Raw genomic sequence first — 15,790 nt, 5'->3', positions numbered from 1 at the left:
ATGGCAGTTGAGTGCGTAGTTGGCAGTCACGTAGCTCCCGAAGATCGGTTTGATTATTTCTGGCGTCAGCAGGGCGAGTGGGTCGAGGAACCCAACGTTCGCCGTGGTGGCGAAAGCGGCGTGCAGCGCGTGACCAGCGCCAATGGCCGCCTGCTGTACAGCAAGCGCCAGATTGGCCACATCTACCGCAGTTGGCTGCACCCGTTCGGTCGCCCAACCGTGTTGCGCGAACGCGATGCCATCAAGGGCCTGCGCCTGTTGGATGTCGGCGTGCCGGAGATGGTGTTCTGCGAGGCGCGCCGTGGCGCTGAGCACCGTTGGGAAGCCTTGTTGGTGACGGCTGCGCTGGAAGGCTTCGAAGAAATTGAAAAATGGTACGCGGCCGGCGGTCGTGAACGTTTCGGCGAAGTGGTCCACGATCGCGTCCTCAAGGAATTGGCTGGCACCCTGGCGCGCATGCACAAGGGGCGCTGGCAGCACGGTTGCCTGTATGCCAAGCATGTCTTCGTGCGGGTGACGGGCGAGGGCGACTCGGCGAACGTGGACGTGGCGCTGCTGGACTTCGAAAAATGTCGACAACGGCTGACCGCCACTCGGGCGGCATCCCACGACATGCAGCAACTGCGTCGCCATTCGTCGTGGAACAGCACTGACTGGACAAAACTCAGCTACTTTTACGAGACGGCGTTTGGCAGCGCTATCAAGGGTTTAACCAGATGAAGCTAGAAATAGCACGAGGTGTGTTCCTGGCGGGGGCGTTGGGCATTGCAGCCTTGGCCCTGGCCGCTTGGGAACAACCTCGCACACAGGTGCTCAGTGCGGTGGACGGTGCCGGGCGATGCCTGTTGCCGCGTGTCGCCAAGACGAGCGCGGCGGTCAAGCCCGACCATGAGTTGTTGCTGTTCATGTTCGGCATGTCTCAAGGGATGAGGCCTCAAAGTTGAAACGATTCAACCCCCCGAAAAAGGGCCTTGCGATGCGAGGCCCTTTTTTTTGCGTTCGTCGATCCACCGTTGAGTTGAGTTCAAGGGTGGAAAGCGGGCTTTTCAGGGTTTGTCGGGCTTGGCCAACAGCGTGTACACGCACGGCAATACAAACAGCGTGAACAGCGTGCCAATCGACATCCCCGTCGCAATCACCATGCCGATATCAAACCGGCTCACGGCCCCGGCCCCCGTCGCGAGAATCAGCGGCACCATGCCAAACACCATGGCCGCCGTGGTCATCAGCACAGGCCGCAGGCGTATCGCCGCCGCTTCTTCCACCGCCTGGCGGGGTGTCAGGCCTTTGTCCTGGCGCAGATGGTTGGCGAACTCCACGATCAGGATCCCGTGCTTGCTGATCAGACCGATCAAGGTCACCAGCCCGACCTGGGTATAGATGTTCATGCTCGACCAACCCAGGAACAACGGAATCAGCGCGCCGCAGATCGACAGCGGCACCGTCACCAGGATCACCAACGGGTCACGGAAGCTTTCGAACTGCGCGGCCAGCACCAGGAAAATGATTGCCAGCGCCAGGCCAAAAGTGACCCACAGCGCGGAACCCTCCTGGACCAATTGCCGAGACTCGCCGCTGTAGTCGAACGCATAACCCGGTGGCGTTTCCTCGACGGCAATCTGGCGCACGGTGTCGATTGCCTCACCCATGCTGACAATCGGGAAGCCCGAGATCAGCGCGGAGTTGAGCTGCTGGAACTGGTTCAATTGCCGTGGCCGGGCGCGGTCGGTGAGGGTGATCAGGGTCGACAGCGGCAGCAATTGGCCCTGGGCGTTTTTCACGTAGTAGTTGTTCAGCCAGTCGGGGTTGTCGCGGTAGGCGCGCTCGACCTGGGCGATCACCTTGTAGCTGCGCCCGTCGAGGGTAAACCGGTTGATCTCCGCCTCGGCCAGCAGGGTCGCCAGGGTGCCGCCGAGGTCCTGCATCGACACGCCCATTTGCGCCGCCTTGGCGCGGTCGATGTCTACCACCACTTCGGGTTTGTCGAACGCCAGGTCGATATCGACGAAGGCGAACTTGCCGGATTCCATCGCGCGTTTTTTCACGCGGTTGGCCACCTCCAGCAGCGACTCATAGTCGTTGGCAGTGTTGATCACAAAGCCGAACGGCAAGCCTTCGCCCGTGCCCGGCAGGGACGGCAGGTTGAAGCCGAACACCTGCAGGCCGGGAATCTGTTCCAGGCGCCGTTGCACCTCGGGCAGGATCTGCATCTGGGTGCGCTCACGCTCGTTCCACGGTTTGAGCAGGAAACCGCCGATGCCCGATTGCACGCCATTGAACCCATTGATCTGGAACGAGGAGTAGTACTCCGGAAACTCCTTGAAGATCTTGATGAACTCGTCGGTGTAGGTATTGAGGTATTCCAGGTTGGTGGGCTGCGGCGCGCTGGCGATCATGAAGATAATGCCCTGGTCTTCATCCGGCGCCAGTTGCGACTGGGTGAACTTGAGAAACACCGGGATCAGGCACAGCACGATCAGGGCAAACACGATCACGACGGGCCGCGTGTTGAGGGTCCCGTGCAACAGGCTCTGGTAACGACGCTTGAGGCTGTCGAAAATGCGGTCGAGGCGATGGGCCAGGCCGGACGGGTTTTCGTCGTGCCGCAACAGCAGCGCGCACATCATCGGCGACAGGGTCAGGGCCACCACACCGGAAATGATCACCGCCCCGGCCAGGGTCAGCGCGAACTCCTTGAACAGTGCACCCGTGAGCCCTTCCAGGAACCCGATGGGCGCATACACCGCCGCCAGGGTGATGGTCATCGACACTACCGGCAGGGCGATTTCCCGCGCGCCTTCCAGCGCCGCGTCCAGTGGCGTCTTGCCTTCCTCGATATGCCGGTGGATGTTCTCCACCACCACAATCGCATCGTCCACCACCAAACCGATGGCCAGCACCATCGCCAACAGGGTCAGCAGGTTGATCGAGTAGCCCATCAGTTGCATGAAAAACAGCACGCCAATCATCGACAGCGGGATGGTGATCACCGGAATCACCACCGAACGCAGGGCGCCGAGGAACAGGAACACCACCACGATCACGATCAGCACGGCTTCGAACAGGGTCTTGACCACCTCGTTGATGGACGCCTGGATAAACAGCGTGGCGTCGTAGGCAATTTCCGCCTGGAGGTTGGGCGGCAGCTGGGATTCCAGCTCCGGCATGATCTTGCGCACTTCCTTGATCACGTCCAACGGGTTGGCGCTGGGCGTGGCCTTGATGCCGATGTACACCGATGGCGTGCCGCCGAACGAACTGATGGCGTTGTAGTTTTCCGCGCCCATTTCCACCCGCGCCACATCCCGCAGCAGTACGCGGCTGTCACCGTCGGTTTTTACCGCGATGGCGCCAAAGGCGTCGGCGGACTTGAGGTCGGTGTTGGCGTTGATGCTGGTGACCACGAACTCGCCTTTCACCTCACCGGCGGCGGAGAGAAAGTTGTAGCGGCGCACCGCATCGGTGATGTCGCTGGCGCTGAGGCCAAAGCCTGCCAGCTTTACCGGGTCGAGCCAGATGCGCATGGCAAACACCTGGTTGCCGAGGATTTCCGCCTCGGCCATCCCCGGCAGGGTGGCGAGCTTGGGCTGGATCACCCGCGACAGGTAGTCGGTAATCTGCGGGTTGCTCAATTGCTGGCTGGAGAAGCTGATGTACATCAGCGCCGAGGCGTCCGCCGCCTCTTTGCTCAACACCGGGTCTTCGGCGTCCTGAGGCAGTTTGTTCTTCACCTCGTTGGCCTTGGCCAGCAACTCGGTGAACAGGCGGTCGCTGTTGGCGCCGATACGCGCGTAGATCGAGATCACCGAGAAGTTCTGGCGACTCACCGAGGTCATGTAGTCGATACCCTCGGCGCTCGCCAGGCTTTGCTGCAAGGGTTGGGTGATGTAGCCCTGGATAGTCTCGGCGTTGGCACCGGGGTAGGCGGTGGTCACGGTAATCAAGGCGTTTTCCATGCTCGGGTACTGGCGCAGCGGCAACTTGCTGTAGGCCTGGAAGCCCAGTAACACGATCAACAGGCTGACCACCATGGCCAGCACCGGCCGACGGATAAAGGCGTCTGTGAACTTCATGCTCAGTGCCCTGCCGGCAGGTTTTTGTCCGGGCTGGGCGCAATGGGCGTGCCGTTGTCCAGCTTGAGCTGGCCGCCGCTGACCACCTGCTCGCCGGCCTTGAGGCCCTTGCTCACGAGCACCAGGCCGCCTCGGCGGTCACCCGTTTCGACAAAACGGCGCTCGGCGATCAGTACCGGCTGGCCGTCGGCGTCTTTTTCCAGCTCGCCGTTTTCGGCTTTTTTCTCGGCCACGGCGTACACGGAATTGCCGTAGAGGGTGTAGGTGATCGCACTTTCAGGCACCACGATGTGCGCGGTCGGGTTGGGTAGCAGCACGTCGAGGCTGGTGAACATGCCGGGCAGCAGCTTGTTGTCGGGGTTGGCCAGGGTCGCGCGCACCAGCACGTTGCGCGTGGTGTCCTCCACCTTGGGGTTGATCGCACTGATGCGGCCGGGGAATGACTCGCCGGGCCAGGCCGACGCTTGCACCTGCACACTCTGGCCGAGTGCGATCTTGGGCACCGAATGCTCGGGAATATAGAAGTCCACGTAGAGGCTGCTCAGGTCCTGCAACGTGGCGATCACCGTGCCACTGGCGAGGTAATCGCCGACGTCCACCTGGCGAATGCCAATGGTGCCGCTGAACGGCGCGACGATGTGCTTCTTGGCCAGCGATGCCTTGAGCTGGTTGACCGTCGCCTTGTTCTTTTGCAACTGTGCCGAGAGACGGTCGAACTCGCCCTTGGAGATCGCCTGGCTGCCCACCAGTTGGCTGCCGCGTCCGTAGTCCAGTTGGGCCAGCCCCAAGTCGGCCTGGGCGGTTTCCAGCAGGGCAGTTTCGACGGCGCTGTCGAGTTGTACCAAGGGCTGCCCGACCTTGACCTTCTGCCCGGACTCGAACTGCACATCCTTGACGGTGCCGGCCACCTCAAGGCTCAGGTTGACCCCCTGCAAGGCCTTGAGCGTACCCACCGACGGCAGGCGCTGCTGCCACAGCTGCTCGGCCGCAGTCGCGACGGCTACACTCACCGGCGGTTTGGGTTTGGAGAAGCCCTGGATCTGCTGATAGATGGAAAAGGCTTTGTAGCCCCCCAGCACCAGGATGATCAACAGGACGACACCCAACATGATCAGCATGCGACGACGCAGCATATTCCGGTTCCTTGGAAAAACTGGGACAGACGATTTTTAGTGTAGGAGCGGGCAGGCTCGCTCCTACAGAGTGTAGTGCGGATCAGATCAGGTGCAGGTGGTTATCCCAGAGGCCTGCGGGCAGCTCCAACGGCGTGGCTACCAACTGTTTTTGACGGCAATCGTAGAATCGGCAGCGGCCCTGGCCGGACGTCACGACAAACCCATCCTCGACCGCGCCGACACCCGCACAGTCGGGTAGAGGCCCGTCAAGACGCAACTCGCCACTGTCCATGTCCCAGATAAAAAAGCGATTGCCCCGCGGAGCGGTCAGCGCCACCAGGCGCAATTCGCTGTGCACGGCGACACTGGCGGTGTAATGCCCCATGGCCTGCAGCTGCGCGTCGGCCACCGGGAACGCCACGAAAGGCTGCCCCGGCCGCTTGATCGCGAGCAATTCGGAACGCTCCTGGGACGGCCCCATGAACTGCTGCCCGGTGAGGACGGTGCCATCGCTGGCGATCCCCATGTGGCGCACGCTGTTCATCGGCTGCCCGAGGGTTTCCTTGCTGATCAGCGTGCCGTCGCGCTGCATCAGCACCAGGCTCGGCTCCATGGCGTTGAGGTTCATCTCCACGCGGCTTTCCGCCTCGGTGCGAATACCGCCGTTGGCGACCACCAGGGTTTCGCCGTCGGGCATCCACGACACCTGGTGCGGACCGATGCCGTGGGTAGGCATCTCACCGGTATGCACCAACCGTTCGCCTTCGAACTTATACACACCGAGCAGGCCACGGCCGGGGTCGGACGTGTCGTTTTCGGTGGCGTACAGCCAGTCGCCGCTCTTGTGGATAACCGCGTGGCCATAGAAGTGGCGATTGGCCTTGGCGCTGATGGTTTGCAACAGCGTGCCATCACGCAGGTCGATCAGGTAACTTTCGGTGCCCGGGCGTCGGGCGACAAACAGCGCAATCGGTAGCGTCGGGTGGTTGATGATGTCGTGGCAACGCTGGCCGACCTGGGTGGCAAACACCTGCTTGCCGTCCAGGCGAAAGCCCACGGCATAGTGCTTGCCGTCGGCATCATCGCGCGCCGACAGCAGCATCGGGCCCTTGTCTTTACTTTTGAACAGCGTCCAGCCACCCAAGGTGAGGGCGCTGAGCAGTACGCTGCCAACCGCCAAAGCCTGTCGCCTGAGCATCATCAGTCACCGTCGTTGGCGTTAAAGCCCAGTTGGATGCCCAGCGCCTTGGCCAGCTCGCCTTCATGCAGGCGGTGGACGACGTTGAGGCTGTCGTAGATATCGTTGAGCTGCTGGCGCCCGGCGTCGTCGCTCAACAGATCGTTGAGGCTGCGCTGGTTGCTGGCAAACAGTTTCAGGGACGCGGCATAGGCGGCGTCGATCTTGTCGGCCAACGGCTTCTGATCGGACGGCAGCAGGCCGCGCAGGCCTTTGTTGTCGACGCCGACCCACACGGTCTGCGCGGCGGCGAGGCTGGCTTCGAGGCTTTGCAGCGACGATTGGCTGCGCCAGGCATCGGCCTGGAACGGCTGCGGGATGCCCTTGGTCTGGCGGCCCATTGGCGTGCCAAGCTTCTTCTTCAAGGTGTCCAGAGCGGTCACCTGGACGCGCAGGAGATCGGCGATGGCTTCGTGGGAATCAGCGTAGCGCTGGTTCGGAAACTTGGTCATCTGCGCGAGCATGCCGTCGGTGCTGTTCCAGCTCGCCAGGATCTCTTCGGCCAGGGCCTTCTGGCGGTCGCCAATGGCGACCAGCAGCGGGCAATAACGGGCTTTTTGCGCGTCGTCGGCGATGTCGGTCTTGGCGTCGTAAAGGATGTATTCGTAGGCGGACAGGCCTTGCACCACCACGCTCGACTTGGCCAGTGCGGCGCTGTCGATCTGCGGCTGGGCGGTCACCAGCTGTTCAACCTGACGGCCAACCAGGTTCTTCTTGTCCGGCCAGAACTGCACCTGCCACGAACGGTTGCCCTCGGCCAGCGGGCCGATCAGCAGCGGTTGCAGTTCCGCCCAGGCCTTTTGCGCGTGGAGGAAGTCGGCGCGCGCGGTGTCCAGGCTTTCCTTGCCCTGGCAGTAGGCCAGCGCACTCACGGCGAGTTGACGGTCAGCTTCGACCCAACGGCTGTAGGTCGGCAGGATCACCTGTTTGGCGATAGCCGCCGAGGTCACGGCCTGCGGGTCTTGCGGTGAGCAGGCGCCCAGGGCGAGGGCGGCCAGGCTGGTGAACAACAACTTGGGACGGAACATGTCGAGCTCCCTTCTGTAATTGGGGCGAAGCTTATAGAGAATTCAGGAACGCCAGCAACGCAGCGCGCTGTTCGGCATTAAAGGACAACACATGCTGCTGCGCCGCGCGTGCTTCACCGCCGTGCCAGAGCACGGCTTCCAGCAGGTTGCGGGCGCGGCCGTCATGCAGGAACTGGGTATGGCCACTCACGGTTTGCGTCAGGCCAATGCCCCACAACGGCGCGGTGCGCCAGTCGCGGCCACCGGCCTTGAATTCGCTGCGGTTGTCGGCAAGGCCTTCGCCCATATCGTGCAACAGCAGGTCGCTGTACGGGCGGATCACCTGGTTGGCCAGTTCAGGTTCAGCGGCGTTGGCGGCCGTGGTGAACGCCGGCGTGTGGCAACCCTGGCAACCCGCCTGGAAAAACAGGTTCTTGCCGGCGAGCACTTGCGGCGTGTTGACGTCGCGCCGCGCTGGCACAGCAAGGTTGCGCGTGTAGAACAGCACCAGGCGCAGGATGTTCTCGCTGACTTCCGGCTCGCCATCCGGGCCGTTGCCGTTGGGCGCCTGTTGGCAGGCGACCTGGGCGGCGGTGCAGTCATCAAAAGGCCTCAGGCGGGTGGTGAGGCCCATATCACCTGAAAACGCGTGAACATTTTGTTGATTGAGGTTCGGCTGCCCGGCTTTCCAGCCAAAACGCCCGAGTACAGTTTTTTGCTGGGCATCATCCCACACCTGGTTGGCGCGGCCGACGATGGCTTCCTTGTCGGCGGTTTTCGCGTCGGTATTGCGCAGGATATCGGCATCGCTGATGGCCTCGAGCAGCCCCAGGCCGATCATCGGCGGGGCGATGCGCGCCGAAAATCGCGTATCCGGGTGCATCGGGCCATAGCCCAGCTGGGTGATGTGCAACTGCGGCTTGCGCAGTTCGACCACGGTGCCGTCCTTGAACGTCACGTTGAAGGGCGTGTACGCGACCCGCACCTTGCCTTCAGGGGCCACGCCCGGTACCGCCATGTCTTGCAGTTGCCCACCGTACACCGGCTCGGGCACGACGCCATTCTGTTGGATAAGCCGGGCATAGGCAGGCTGATCAGGAATCGACAGGCGCACCAGCATCGACACTGCATTCGCCGCATCCGGCGACGGCGGATGCCCGCGACCGTCCTTGATATGGCAGTTCTGGCACGCATTGGTGTTGAACAGCGGGCCCAGCCCGTCACGGGCAGTGGTGGTGGACGGTGCGATCACCCAGGGGCTGCGAAAGAAGCTGTTGCCAACGCTGAAGTCCACGCGACGGGTGGGGGACAGGTTGGCCGAGGGCAGGGAAAACGCGTTCTGGTCGCGCTTGTTGACCGTCGCAGCGCCGCCCGCCCGTGACTCACCCGGCTCGGCCTTGGTGAATCTGGGCGCGTCATCGCAGGCGGTCAGGCACAAGGCCAGTGACGCAGCGGACAGGCGAACAAACCAACGGAACATCGCGTTTCCTGAACGAAGGGCAAAAATAAGGTCGCAAAGTCTAACAGGGCAGGGCGCAAGGAATAAGAGCAATTATCGTTTGGTAGGCGGCGACGCATTCCCGCTAGAATGGCCACACATTTTTTTCTGGAGGTGGCCAATGCAGGCTCTCGACGCTTTGCTCAACCGTGTTTCCGTGCCGCGCTTGCTGGAGCCGGCACCGACCCAAGAGCAGCGCGACCTGCTGTTCGCCGCCGCCATGCGTGCGCCGGATCACGGGCAGTTGCGCCCTTGGCGTTTCCTGACCGTGGAAGGCGCTGCCCGCGAGCAGATGGGCGCGCTGCTGGCCGAGGCCGCCCGCCTGCAAGATGCCGACGCCCCGCAAGCCGCGATCGACAAGGCCCAGAACGGCCCGTTGCGTGCGCCGTTGGTGGTGGTGGTGATTGCGCGGTTGCAGGAGCACTTCAAGGTGCCGAAATCCGAGCAACTGCTGGCGGCAGGCTGTGCGGCCCATGGGATTTTGTTGGCGGCCTACGCCCAGGGGATCGGTGCGGTGTGGCGCACTGGCGAGTTGTCCTACTCGGCTCACGTCGCCAAGGGCCTGGGGCTGACGGCAGACGAGGAAGTGATCGGCTTCCTTTATCTGGGTACGCCGCAGAATCCGCCGCGTACCGCGCCGAAGGAAGAACCGGCAGTCAGCGCCTGGACCGGTCTTTAATTTCAATGTGATCAAAATGTGGGAGGGGTGGTGTTTTGGGGATTGGGTTACACCCTGAACTGATCCATCAATTTCATCTGTTGGCTGGCCAATGCATTCAACTGGCTGCTGATCGCCGCCGACTCGGTGGCTTGGCCAGTGAGTGTTTCGGTGACTGTGCGAATCGCCGAAACATTGCGGTTGACCTCTTCGGCCACGGCGCTCTGCTGTTCGGCGGCGCTGGCGATTTGCAGGTTCATGTCGCTGATCACCGTGACCGCCTCGCTGATCTTGCCCAGCGCCTGCACTGCCTGGTGAATCTGCCCGGCATTATTCTGGGCCTGGTTCTGGCTTGAATGCATGGTCGCCACCACGCCACGGGTGCCGCTCTGGATGCGTTCGATTACGTGGCGGATTTCCTCCACCGAGTCCTGGGTGCGCTTGGCCAGGTTGCGCACTTCGTCGGCCACCACCGCGAAACCACGCCCGCTTTCACCGGCGCGCGCCGCTTCAATCGCCGCGTTAAGGGCCAGCAGGTTGGTTTGCTCGGCGATACTGCGGATCACCTCCAGCACGGAGCCAATCTGCTCGCTGTTGACCGCCAGCGCCTCGACTTCACCCACGGCCTTGCTGACTGCTTCGGCCAGAGTCGTGATATCCCGGGTACTCTGCTCGATGATCGACAAACCCTCACGCGCCGACTGATCCGCGCCGCGTGCCGCGCTGGCGGCGTTGGAGGCGCTGTTGGCCACATCGTGGGCAGTGGCGCTCATCTCATTGGACGCGGTGGCCACCTGGTCGATTTCACGGAACTGCACCTGCATGCCCTCGCTGGTCTGGCGCGCGATGGCCGAGGACTGATCAGCCGTGCCACGCGCTTCGGTGATGCTTTGCTTGATCTGCGCGATGGTCGGTTGCAGCTTGTCGAGGAACCGGTTGAACCAGTTCGCCAACTCGCCCAGCTCGTCCTTTTTGTTGTAGGCCAGGCGTTGGGTGAGGTCGCCGTCGCCGCTGGCAATGTCCTTGAGCATCGCGGCCACACTGTTGATCGGACGGGTCACACCGGTGGCGGTCAGCCAGATCAGCAGCAGGCCGAGCAAGGCCGCGGCAGCACCCACCAGCAAGGCCTGGAGGGTGCCGGTGGCCTGGGCTTCGTCGAGCACTGCTTGAAGTTTGACCTTATCGGCGAGCATCACGTGCTTGGGCAGTTTGATCAGCACGCCCCACGACTTGGCCTCCGGGATCGGCTTGACCGGGTACACCGTGCGAATGGTGTCATCCTGTTCTCGCAAGGTGCGGGTGCCGTTGCCCAGCAGTTGCACGATGTCCTTGCCTTCGGCGCCGAGGGTATCGACCAGGTTCTTGCCGACGCGGCCCGACTCGCCACTGTAGGCCGCAATCAGGCCAGTGCTGGAGATGATTTCCAGGTGCGCAGCGCCGTCGAACAGTTCTTTTTGTGCCGCATCGGCGGTGGCTTGCAGGGTGTCGAGGGCGATGTCGATACCGACCACGCCGATGACCTTGCCGTCGACGATCAGCGGCAGGGATATGGTGGTCATCAGCATCGATTTACCGGCGACTTCGTCGGCGTATGGGTCCAGCAGGCATACATTGCGCGTGTCCCGCGGGCAGGTATACCAAATGTTGTAGGGCGTGCCGCTGAGGTTGAGGCTGGTCTTGGTCAGGTCGTCCTCGACCATGATGGTGTTCACGCCTGCGCCGCCGGCGCGGCTCCAGTAGGTAGAGAAGCGGCCTTTTTCATTGGAGACGCGTGCTTTGTCGTCGACGAATTCGCTGTCCCGGCCGTCCAGGCCATTGGGTTCGAACGACAGCCAGATGCCCAGCGCCTTGCGATTGCGCTCGAAGGCGGTCTTGACGCTCTGGTTGAGCTCTTCGCGCAATGCGCCGGGTTCCAGGCCGCGTTTGGTCGCCAGGTTGCGCAGGTCCTTGACCTGATCGGCGAGGGTGGTCACCGCCAGCAGGTTTTCGCCAAAGGTCTTCTGCAACTGCACCGCTTGCTCGGCGGCTCTGGATTGCAGCAGGTTCTGCACGCTGCGGGTGAGCATCCGCGAGCTTGAATCGCTGATCAACCGGTCGTTCTGGTCCGTTTGGTAGAGATTGACGCCGATGACCAGCGCAATCACCCCCAGCAGGCACAGCCCGGAGAGCAGCACGATTTTCAGGCGGATGGAGAGGGTGTCGAACATAGGCTCACTCGCGAAGGGACTGGTTGATGTGCACAGCACGGCCAAGTCCCTTCGGCGCTATGTCTTGAGCATCGGCGCAGGTAGGCGTTTCATGAGAGGCAGTCGATGAGCGGTAGGCAAACCCCTGCACGCCGTGTCATGCGGGCTGTGGGCGTTGCTCGGGACGCGACCAGATCCACAGGTTGCCCAGGCCCATTCCTACGATGGCCAGGTAGATCGGCCAGCCATGGTCGAGCATCACCAGCATGAGGACGGCGCACAGCAACATGCTCACCGTGGCGCTGACCTTGGCTCGGCGCGCAATGATCTTGCCATTGCGCCAGTTGGACAGGATCGGGCCGAACAGGCGGTGGTTTTCCAGCCAGGCGCTGAGGCGCGGCGAGCTTTTGGTGGCGGCCCAGGCGGCGAGCAGGATGAATTCGGTGGTGGGCAAACCCGGTATGACAATCGCCACCAACCCGATGCCCAAGCTGACGTAGGCCAGCAGGCCGAACAGGATCTGCGCGATTTTCGAGGTGGATTGGGGTTTGCCGGTCATGAGGGTATACAGACTGAGAAAAAGTTAGGTTGGAACCGGGTCAAGTGTGGGAGGGGCTAGCTCCCTCCCACATTGGAATGCATTCCAATTATAGGTATCAGGCCAGTTCAGGGGCGCTAGCGTACGCCTGTTCCAGCAGTACGGTGAAGCGCACAAATGCGTCGACCGCCGCTTTTTCTGCCGCGGCTTCTTCTTCAGCGCTGAATTCCAGGCCGTCGAGGGTGCGTGTAAAGCGCTTCCAACCGTCAGCACGCCCACCGGCCGGTTCGCCCAGGTGGCGGGCGCCGAAGGTTTCGCTCAGGCCCAGGCCCACTGCGCGCTTGATCAGGAAGGCAGCGCCCAGCTTGGAACCTTCGGACACGAACAACCAGCCCAGGGCTTCGGCCTGGGTAGGGTTGTTCACCGCGCCGGCCACCGGTGCAGGCACTTCGGTGTCCAGGTCGGCCAAGTCGAGCTTGGCGGCGTCGGCGCGGCAGCGGTCGGCCAGGTCCGGGATGATCTTGATCAGCTCGGCATCGTTGTACAGGGCCACCAGTTCCGACTGGAACAGGTATTGCGCCACCACGAAGCGGGCGAAGTTGGCCTGGGTTTCAAACGGCGCGTGGGCCTTGACCAGGGCATCGAGCTTGCTGTGCGGCGCGTGGGTGACCTGGTTCAGGCGCTGGGAGCGCAAACTTGGGCGTTCTGCGGTAGGAGAAGCGGTCATGAATAAGTCCTTGAGAAGGGGAGCGCCTTGTTGCCCTGAAGAGAGCTGTTATCAACTAGACGAACAAGAAGACGGGGCACAGTAAAAAATCCTCACCCCGTCGATGAAGTTTCGCCGGGGTGAGGCGGTTGTCGTCAGATATCCCAGACCACGTTGATCGCAAAGTTGCGGCCGGGTTGGGTCAGGCGGTCAATGTTGGCCGGGGCGGTCACGCCGGCTTCGCCGATGCTGTCGAAGCTGCGCACGTCATCCCAGTTCCAGTACTTCTTGTCGGTCAGGTTGTAGACGCCGCCGTTGACGGTGATGTCGTGGGTGACCTTGTAGAAACCGGTCAGGTCGACGATGCCGAAACCCGGGGTCTTGAACGGTGCCTTGGTGGTGTCGCCGTCGGGCGAGAAGAAGGTCGCACTGTCGACGCGGTTCTGCTTCTTGACCAGGGTCCAGCTCACCAGCGCGCCATAGTTGTCCTGGTCGTAACCCAGGCCGAACACGCCCTTGAGCGGATTGACGCTGTTGATCGGCTCGCCAGTGTCCTGGTTGCGACCGTAGGCGTAGGCCACCGACCCTTGGGTGTACAAGCCCTGCGGTGCGCCGAGGGTGTCGAGGTTCAGGCGCCCCTTGGCTTCCACGCCCTGGATGATGGCGCGCTTGATGTTGCCGGCCTTGAACGCAACGCCGGTGGGGGTCAGCAGCGCGGCGTCTTCGTTGATGAAGTCGTGGTACTTGTTATAGAACACCGCCACGTCGAAGTTGCCCGATTCGAAGTTGCCGCGCAGTCCGGTTTCGAAGCTCTTGCTGCTCTCCGGCTTGAGGTCCGAGTTGGGCTCGACCACATACCCTTGCTGGATGTTTTCAAAGCGTCCGTACAACGCCTTGGCTGACGGCGTGCGGAAACCTTCGGCGTACTGGCCGAACCAGGTGTAGTGGTCGGTGAGGGCGTAGGTCAGGCCGAATTTGGGCGAGACGCGGTGCCAGGTCTTGTCGCTGTCGTCGTGGGCGTAGACGCGGTTGGGGTCGGTGGTGTTGAGGAAGTCCTCGGTCAGCTTGGGCTTGAGCTGGGTGTAGTCATAACGAACACTGGGCAGGAAGGTCCAGTTGCCCCAGCTGATCTGGTCCTGGGCGAACAGTGCGTAGGTGTTGATGGTCGGGTCCGGGAAGTCGCTGGCCGGTACGACTCGGTCCGCAGGGTTGGTGCTCGGGCCGCCAACGGCCGGGCAAAAGGCGCTGACGGTCATGCACCTTGCGCTGCCCGTGCGCGAACCCGTGACTTTGGCCTGCTTGAGGGTGGTGCCGTAGGTCACCCGGTGGTCGGTGTCACCGATGGCGAACGCCTTGTCCAGTTGGGCATCGAACACCCACTGTTTTTCCTGGTAGAGCGTCTCGCGCTCGCGCAGCAGATTGCGTGCGCCCGACACGTAGTTTTCGGCCGTGGTCTGGTCGGTCTTGGCGATCTGGTAGTTGAGGCTGGTCTTGATGCGATCGGCAAACAGCGTGTCGACCGCCACGCTGTTTTCCAGGCCGAAACGTTCACGGGTGATGGTGTCATTGCCCACGCGTGCACGGTAGAGATTGCTGTTGAACCCGGTGTTGTAGGGGCCGCCTACCGCGCTTTTCTGGTTGGTGTCGCGGTCGTCCTTGTACTTCTCGTAGGTAAAGCCCAGGCGGTTGTCGTCGCCGTAGTTCCAGCCCAGCTTGGCCAGCACGTTGGTGGTTTGCGCATCTTCCGGGTTGGCGCCGGTACGGTTCAGGCCGGTGACGTTGTTGCCGTCGTAGGTCTCGGTCTCGTGGCCGTTGCGCTGGCTCAGGTGCAACAGGCCATCGACGTCCTGCACGCGGCCGGCGACGGTGCCGGAGGTCAGCCAGCTCTCGTCGGCGGAGCTGTAGCCGGTCTTGAGGCGGGCGCCGACGTCCTTGCCGGGCTTGATGATGTCGTCCGGGTCGAGGGTGAAGTAGCTGACGGCGCCGCCAATGGCGCTGCTGCCGTACAGGGCCGAGGCCGGGCCGCGCAGGATTTCGACACGCTTGACGATTTCCGGGTCGACGTAGTTGCGGCGGGTTTGCGCATAGGGGCCGTTGGAGAAGTGGTCAGGCACCTCAACGCCGTCGACCTGGGTGAGGATGCGGTCACCGTCGATGCCGCGAATATTGAAGCCGGCATTGCCGGAACGGGTGCCGGCGCCACCCACCGAAACACCCGGTTCGAAGCGCACCAGGTCGCGGCTGTTGCCGACGTTGAGGCGGTCGAGTTCTTCGCGATCATGCACGCTGACGGTGCTTGGCACGCTGGTCACATCCTGCGCGTGGCGGGTGGCGCTGATGGTCACCTGTTGCAGGTTGAGGGTGCTGCCGGCGGCGCGCTTCTCCAGCACGATCGTGTTGTCGCCCAGTTTGCGGTAGCTCAGGTTGGTCCCCACCAACAACTGGTCCAGGGCTGTTTCCGGCGACAGCGCGCCGCGTGCACCCGGGGACGAGACGCCCTGGGCCAATTGGGCCGGCAGGCCGACTTGCCAACCGGTGACACGGGTGAAGGCATTCAGCGCGGAAACCAACGGCTGCTGCTCGATGCTGAAACTGTAGTTGCCGTGGTTGCGCGGGGCCGGCTCGGCGGCGCTGGCGCTCATGACCGGTGCGCCGGCCAGCAGGATGGCAGCGGTCAGCATGGACAGGACGGGCAAAGAAGACCGGCGGTTGAAACGAGGGGACATCGAGAGCGCTCCGGAGTACGAATCTTATAGTTGCAAACTGAAACAA

12 protein-coding genes and 1 pseudogene are annotated in these 15,790 nt (G+C 62.6%); 3 read left to right on the top strand and 10 right to left on the bottom strand.

Going from position 1 to position 15,790, the window contains the following annotated elements; all coding sequences use genetic code 11:
- Both CQ041_RS17810 and CQ041_RS17805 read left to right on the top strand, forming a co-directional pair.
- Entirely contained in the window at nucleotides 1-720 is a 720-nt protein-coding gene (locus CQ041_RS17810) for a lipopolysaccharide kinase InaA family protein (RefSeq protein ID WP_105523822.1), read from the top strand.
- Complete coding sequence (locus CQ041_RS17805) at nucleotides 717-944, top strand: hypothetical protein (RefSeq protein ID WP_105523821.1); 228 nt, start codon at nucleotides 717-719, stop codon at nucleotides 942-944. The genes CQ041_RS17810 and CQ041_RS17805 overlap by 4 nt, the downstream gene beginning before the upstream one ends.
- Nucleotides 945-1,046: 102 nt before the next feature.
- Here the strand turns inward: CQ041_RS17805 and CQ041_RS17800 are convergent, their stop codons facing one another.
- From CQ041_RS17800 to CQ041_RS17780, 5 genes are all read right to left on the bottom strand, one after another.
- Nucleotides 1,047-4,073, bottom strand: coding sequence for a multidrug efflux RND transporter permease subunit (locus CQ041_RS17800; protein WP_105523820.1), 3,027 nt, complete (start codon nucleotides 4,071-4,073; stop codon nucleotides 1,047-1,049).
- Between the two features lie 2 nt (nucleotides 4,074-4,075).
- Nucleotides 4,076-5,206, bottom strand: coding sequence for an efflux RND transporter periplasmic adaptor subunit (locus CQ041_RS17795; protein WP_105523819.1), 1,131 nt, complete (start codon nucleotides 5,204-5,206; stop codon nucleotides 4,076-4,078).
- Nucleotides 5,207-5,288: 82 nt separating this feature from the next.
- Nucleotides 5,289-6,386 (bottom strand): DUF1513 domain-containing protein, encoded by a 1,098-nt coding sequence (locus CQ041_RS17790; RefSeq protein ID WP_105523906.1) that lies wholly within the window; start codon nucleotides 6,384-6,386, stop codon nucleotides 5,289-5,291.
- Nucleotides 6,387-6,388: 2 nt separating this feature from the next.
- Entirely contained in the window at nucleotides 6,389-7,453 is a 1,065-nt protein-coding gene (locus tag CQ041_RS17785) for an imelysin family protein (protein ID WP_105523818.1), read from the bottom strand.
- 31 nt (nucleotides 7,454-7,484) lie between these two features.
- Nucleotides 7,485-8,912 carry a di-heme oxidoredictase family protein gene (locus CQ041_RS17780; protein ID WP_105523817.1) on the bottom strand — a complete coding sequence of 476 codons (1,428 nt, stop codon included), beginning with the start codon at nucleotides 8,910-8,912 and terminating at the stop codon, nucleotides 7,485-7,487.
- 139 nt (nucleotides 8,913-9,051) lie between these two features.
- Here CQ041_RS17780 and CQ041_RS17775 point away from each other — a divergent pair, with 139 nt between their 5' ends.
- Nucleotides 9,052-9,609 carry an NAD(P)H nitroreductase gene (locus CQ041_RS17775; protein WP_105523816.1) on the top strand — a complete coding sequence of 186 codons (558 nt, stop codon included), beginning with the start codon at nucleotides 9,052-9,054 and terminating at the stop codon, nucleotides 9,607-9,609.
- A gap of 47 nt (nucleotides 9,610-9,656) precedes the next feature.
- Here CQ041_RS17775 and CQ041_RS26870 read toward each other — a convergent pair whose 3' ends face one another.
- The 5 genes and pseudogenes from CQ041_RS26870 to CQ041_RS17755 form a co-directional block, all read right to left on the bottom strand.
- Nucleotides 9,657-10,412 carry a methyl-accepting chemotaxis protein gene (locus CQ041_RS26870; protein WP_371923025.1) on the bottom strand — a complete coding sequence of 252 codons (756 nt, stop codon included), beginning with the start codon at nucleotides 10,410-10,412 and terminating at the stop codon, nucleotides 9,657-9,659.
- A gap of 102 nt (nucleotides 10,413-10,514) precedes the next feature.
- Nucleotides 10,515-11,654, bottom strand: a pseudogene (locus CQ041_RS26865) (HAMP domain-containing protein); the annotation flags it as partial.
- A gap of 277 nt (nucleotides 11,655-11,931) precedes the next feature.
- Nucleotides 11,932-12,333: a YbaN family protein gene (locus CQ041_RS17765; RefSeq protein WP_105523814.1), complete on the bottom strand. Its 402-nt coding sequence runs from the start codon at nucleotides 12,331-12,333 to the stop codon at nucleotides 11,932-11,934.
- 97 nt (nucleotides 12,334-12,430) lie between these two features.
- Nucleotides 12,431-13,039 carry a biliverdin-producing heme oxygenase gene (locus tag CQ041_RS17760; protein ID WP_105523813.1) on the bottom strand — a complete coding sequence of 203 codons (609 nt, stop codon included), beginning with the start codon at nucleotides 13,037-13,039 and terminating at the stop codon, nucleotides 12,431-12,433.
- Nucleotides 13,040-13,173: 134 nt separating this feature from the next.
- The gene (locus CQ041_RS17755) at nucleotides 13,174-15,744 is read right to left on the bottom strand and encodes a TonB-dependent receptor (protein WP_105523812.1); all 2,571 of its coding nucleotides are present in this window, start codon (nucleotides 15,742-15,744) and stop codon (nucleotides 13,174-13,176) included.
- Nucleotides 15,745-15,790: the final 46 nt, after the last annotated feature.

This window comes from Pseudomonas sp. MYb60 (genome assembly GCF_002979555.1).
Classification (GTDB): domain Bacteria; phylum Pseudomonadota; class Gammaproteobacteria; order Pseudomonadales; family Pseudomonadaceae; genus Aquipseudomonas.
The sequence above is the reverse complement of the archived record's forward strand: the minus strand, read 5'-3'. Positions and strand labels throughout refer to the sequence as shown.

What these genes read in the sequence shown, in the direction of transcription:
- CQ041_RS17755 (WP_105523812.1), bottom strand. Translation starts at nt 15,744, where the DNA reads ATGTCCCCTCGTTTCAACCGCCGGTCTTCTTTGCCCGTCCTGTCCATG.
- CQ041_RS17810 (WP_105523822.1), top strand. Translation starts at nt 1, where the DNA reads ATGGCAGTTGAGTGCGTAGTTGGCAGTCACGTAGCTCCCGAAGATCGG.
- CQ041_RS17800 (WP_105523820.1), bottom strand. Translation starts at nt 4,073, where the DNA reads ATGAAGTTCACAGACGCCTTTATCCGTCGGCCGGTGCTGGCCATGGTG.
- CQ041_RS26870 (WP_371923025.1), bottom strand. Translation starts at nt 10,412, where the DNA reads ATGCAGGTGCAGTTCCGTGAAATCGACCAGGTGGCCACCGCGTCCAAT.
- CQ041_RS17765 (WP_105523814.1), bottom strand. Translation starts at nt 12,333, where the DNA reads ATGACCGGCAAACCCCAATCCACCTCGAAAATCGCGCAGATCCTGTTC.
- CQ041_RS17780 (WP_105523817.1), bottom strand. Translation starts at nt 8,912, where the DNA reads ATGTTCCGTTGGTTTGTTCGCCTGTCCGCTGCGTCACTGGCCTTGTGC.
- CQ041_RS17785 (WP_105523818.1), bottom strand. Translation starts at nt 7,453, where the DNA reads ATGTTCCGTCCCAAGTTGTTGTTCACCAGCCTGGCCGCCCTCGCCCTG.
- CQ041_RS17805 (WP_105523821.1), top strand. Translation starts at nt 717, where the DNA reads ATGAAGCTAGAAATAGCACGAGGTGTGTTCCTGGCGGGGGCGTTGGGC.
- CQ041_RS17760 (WP_105523813.1), bottom strand. Translation starts at nt 13,039, where the DNA reads ATGACCGCTTCTCCTACCGCAGAACGCCCAAGTTTGCGCTCCCAGCGC.
- CQ041_RS17795 (WP_105523819.1), bottom strand. Translation starts at nt 5,206, where the DNA reads ATGCTGCGTCGTCGCATGCTGATCATGTTGGGTGTCGTCCTGTTGATC.
- CQ041_RS17790 (WP_105523906.1), bottom strand. Translation starts at nt 6,386, where the DNA reads ATGCTCAGGCGACAGGCTTTGGCGGTTGGCAGCGTACTGCTCAGCGCC.
- CQ041_RS17775 (WP_105523816.1), top strand. Translation starts at nt 9,052, where the DNA reads ATGCAGGCTCTCGACGCTTTGCTCAACCGTGTTTCCGTGCCGCGCTTG.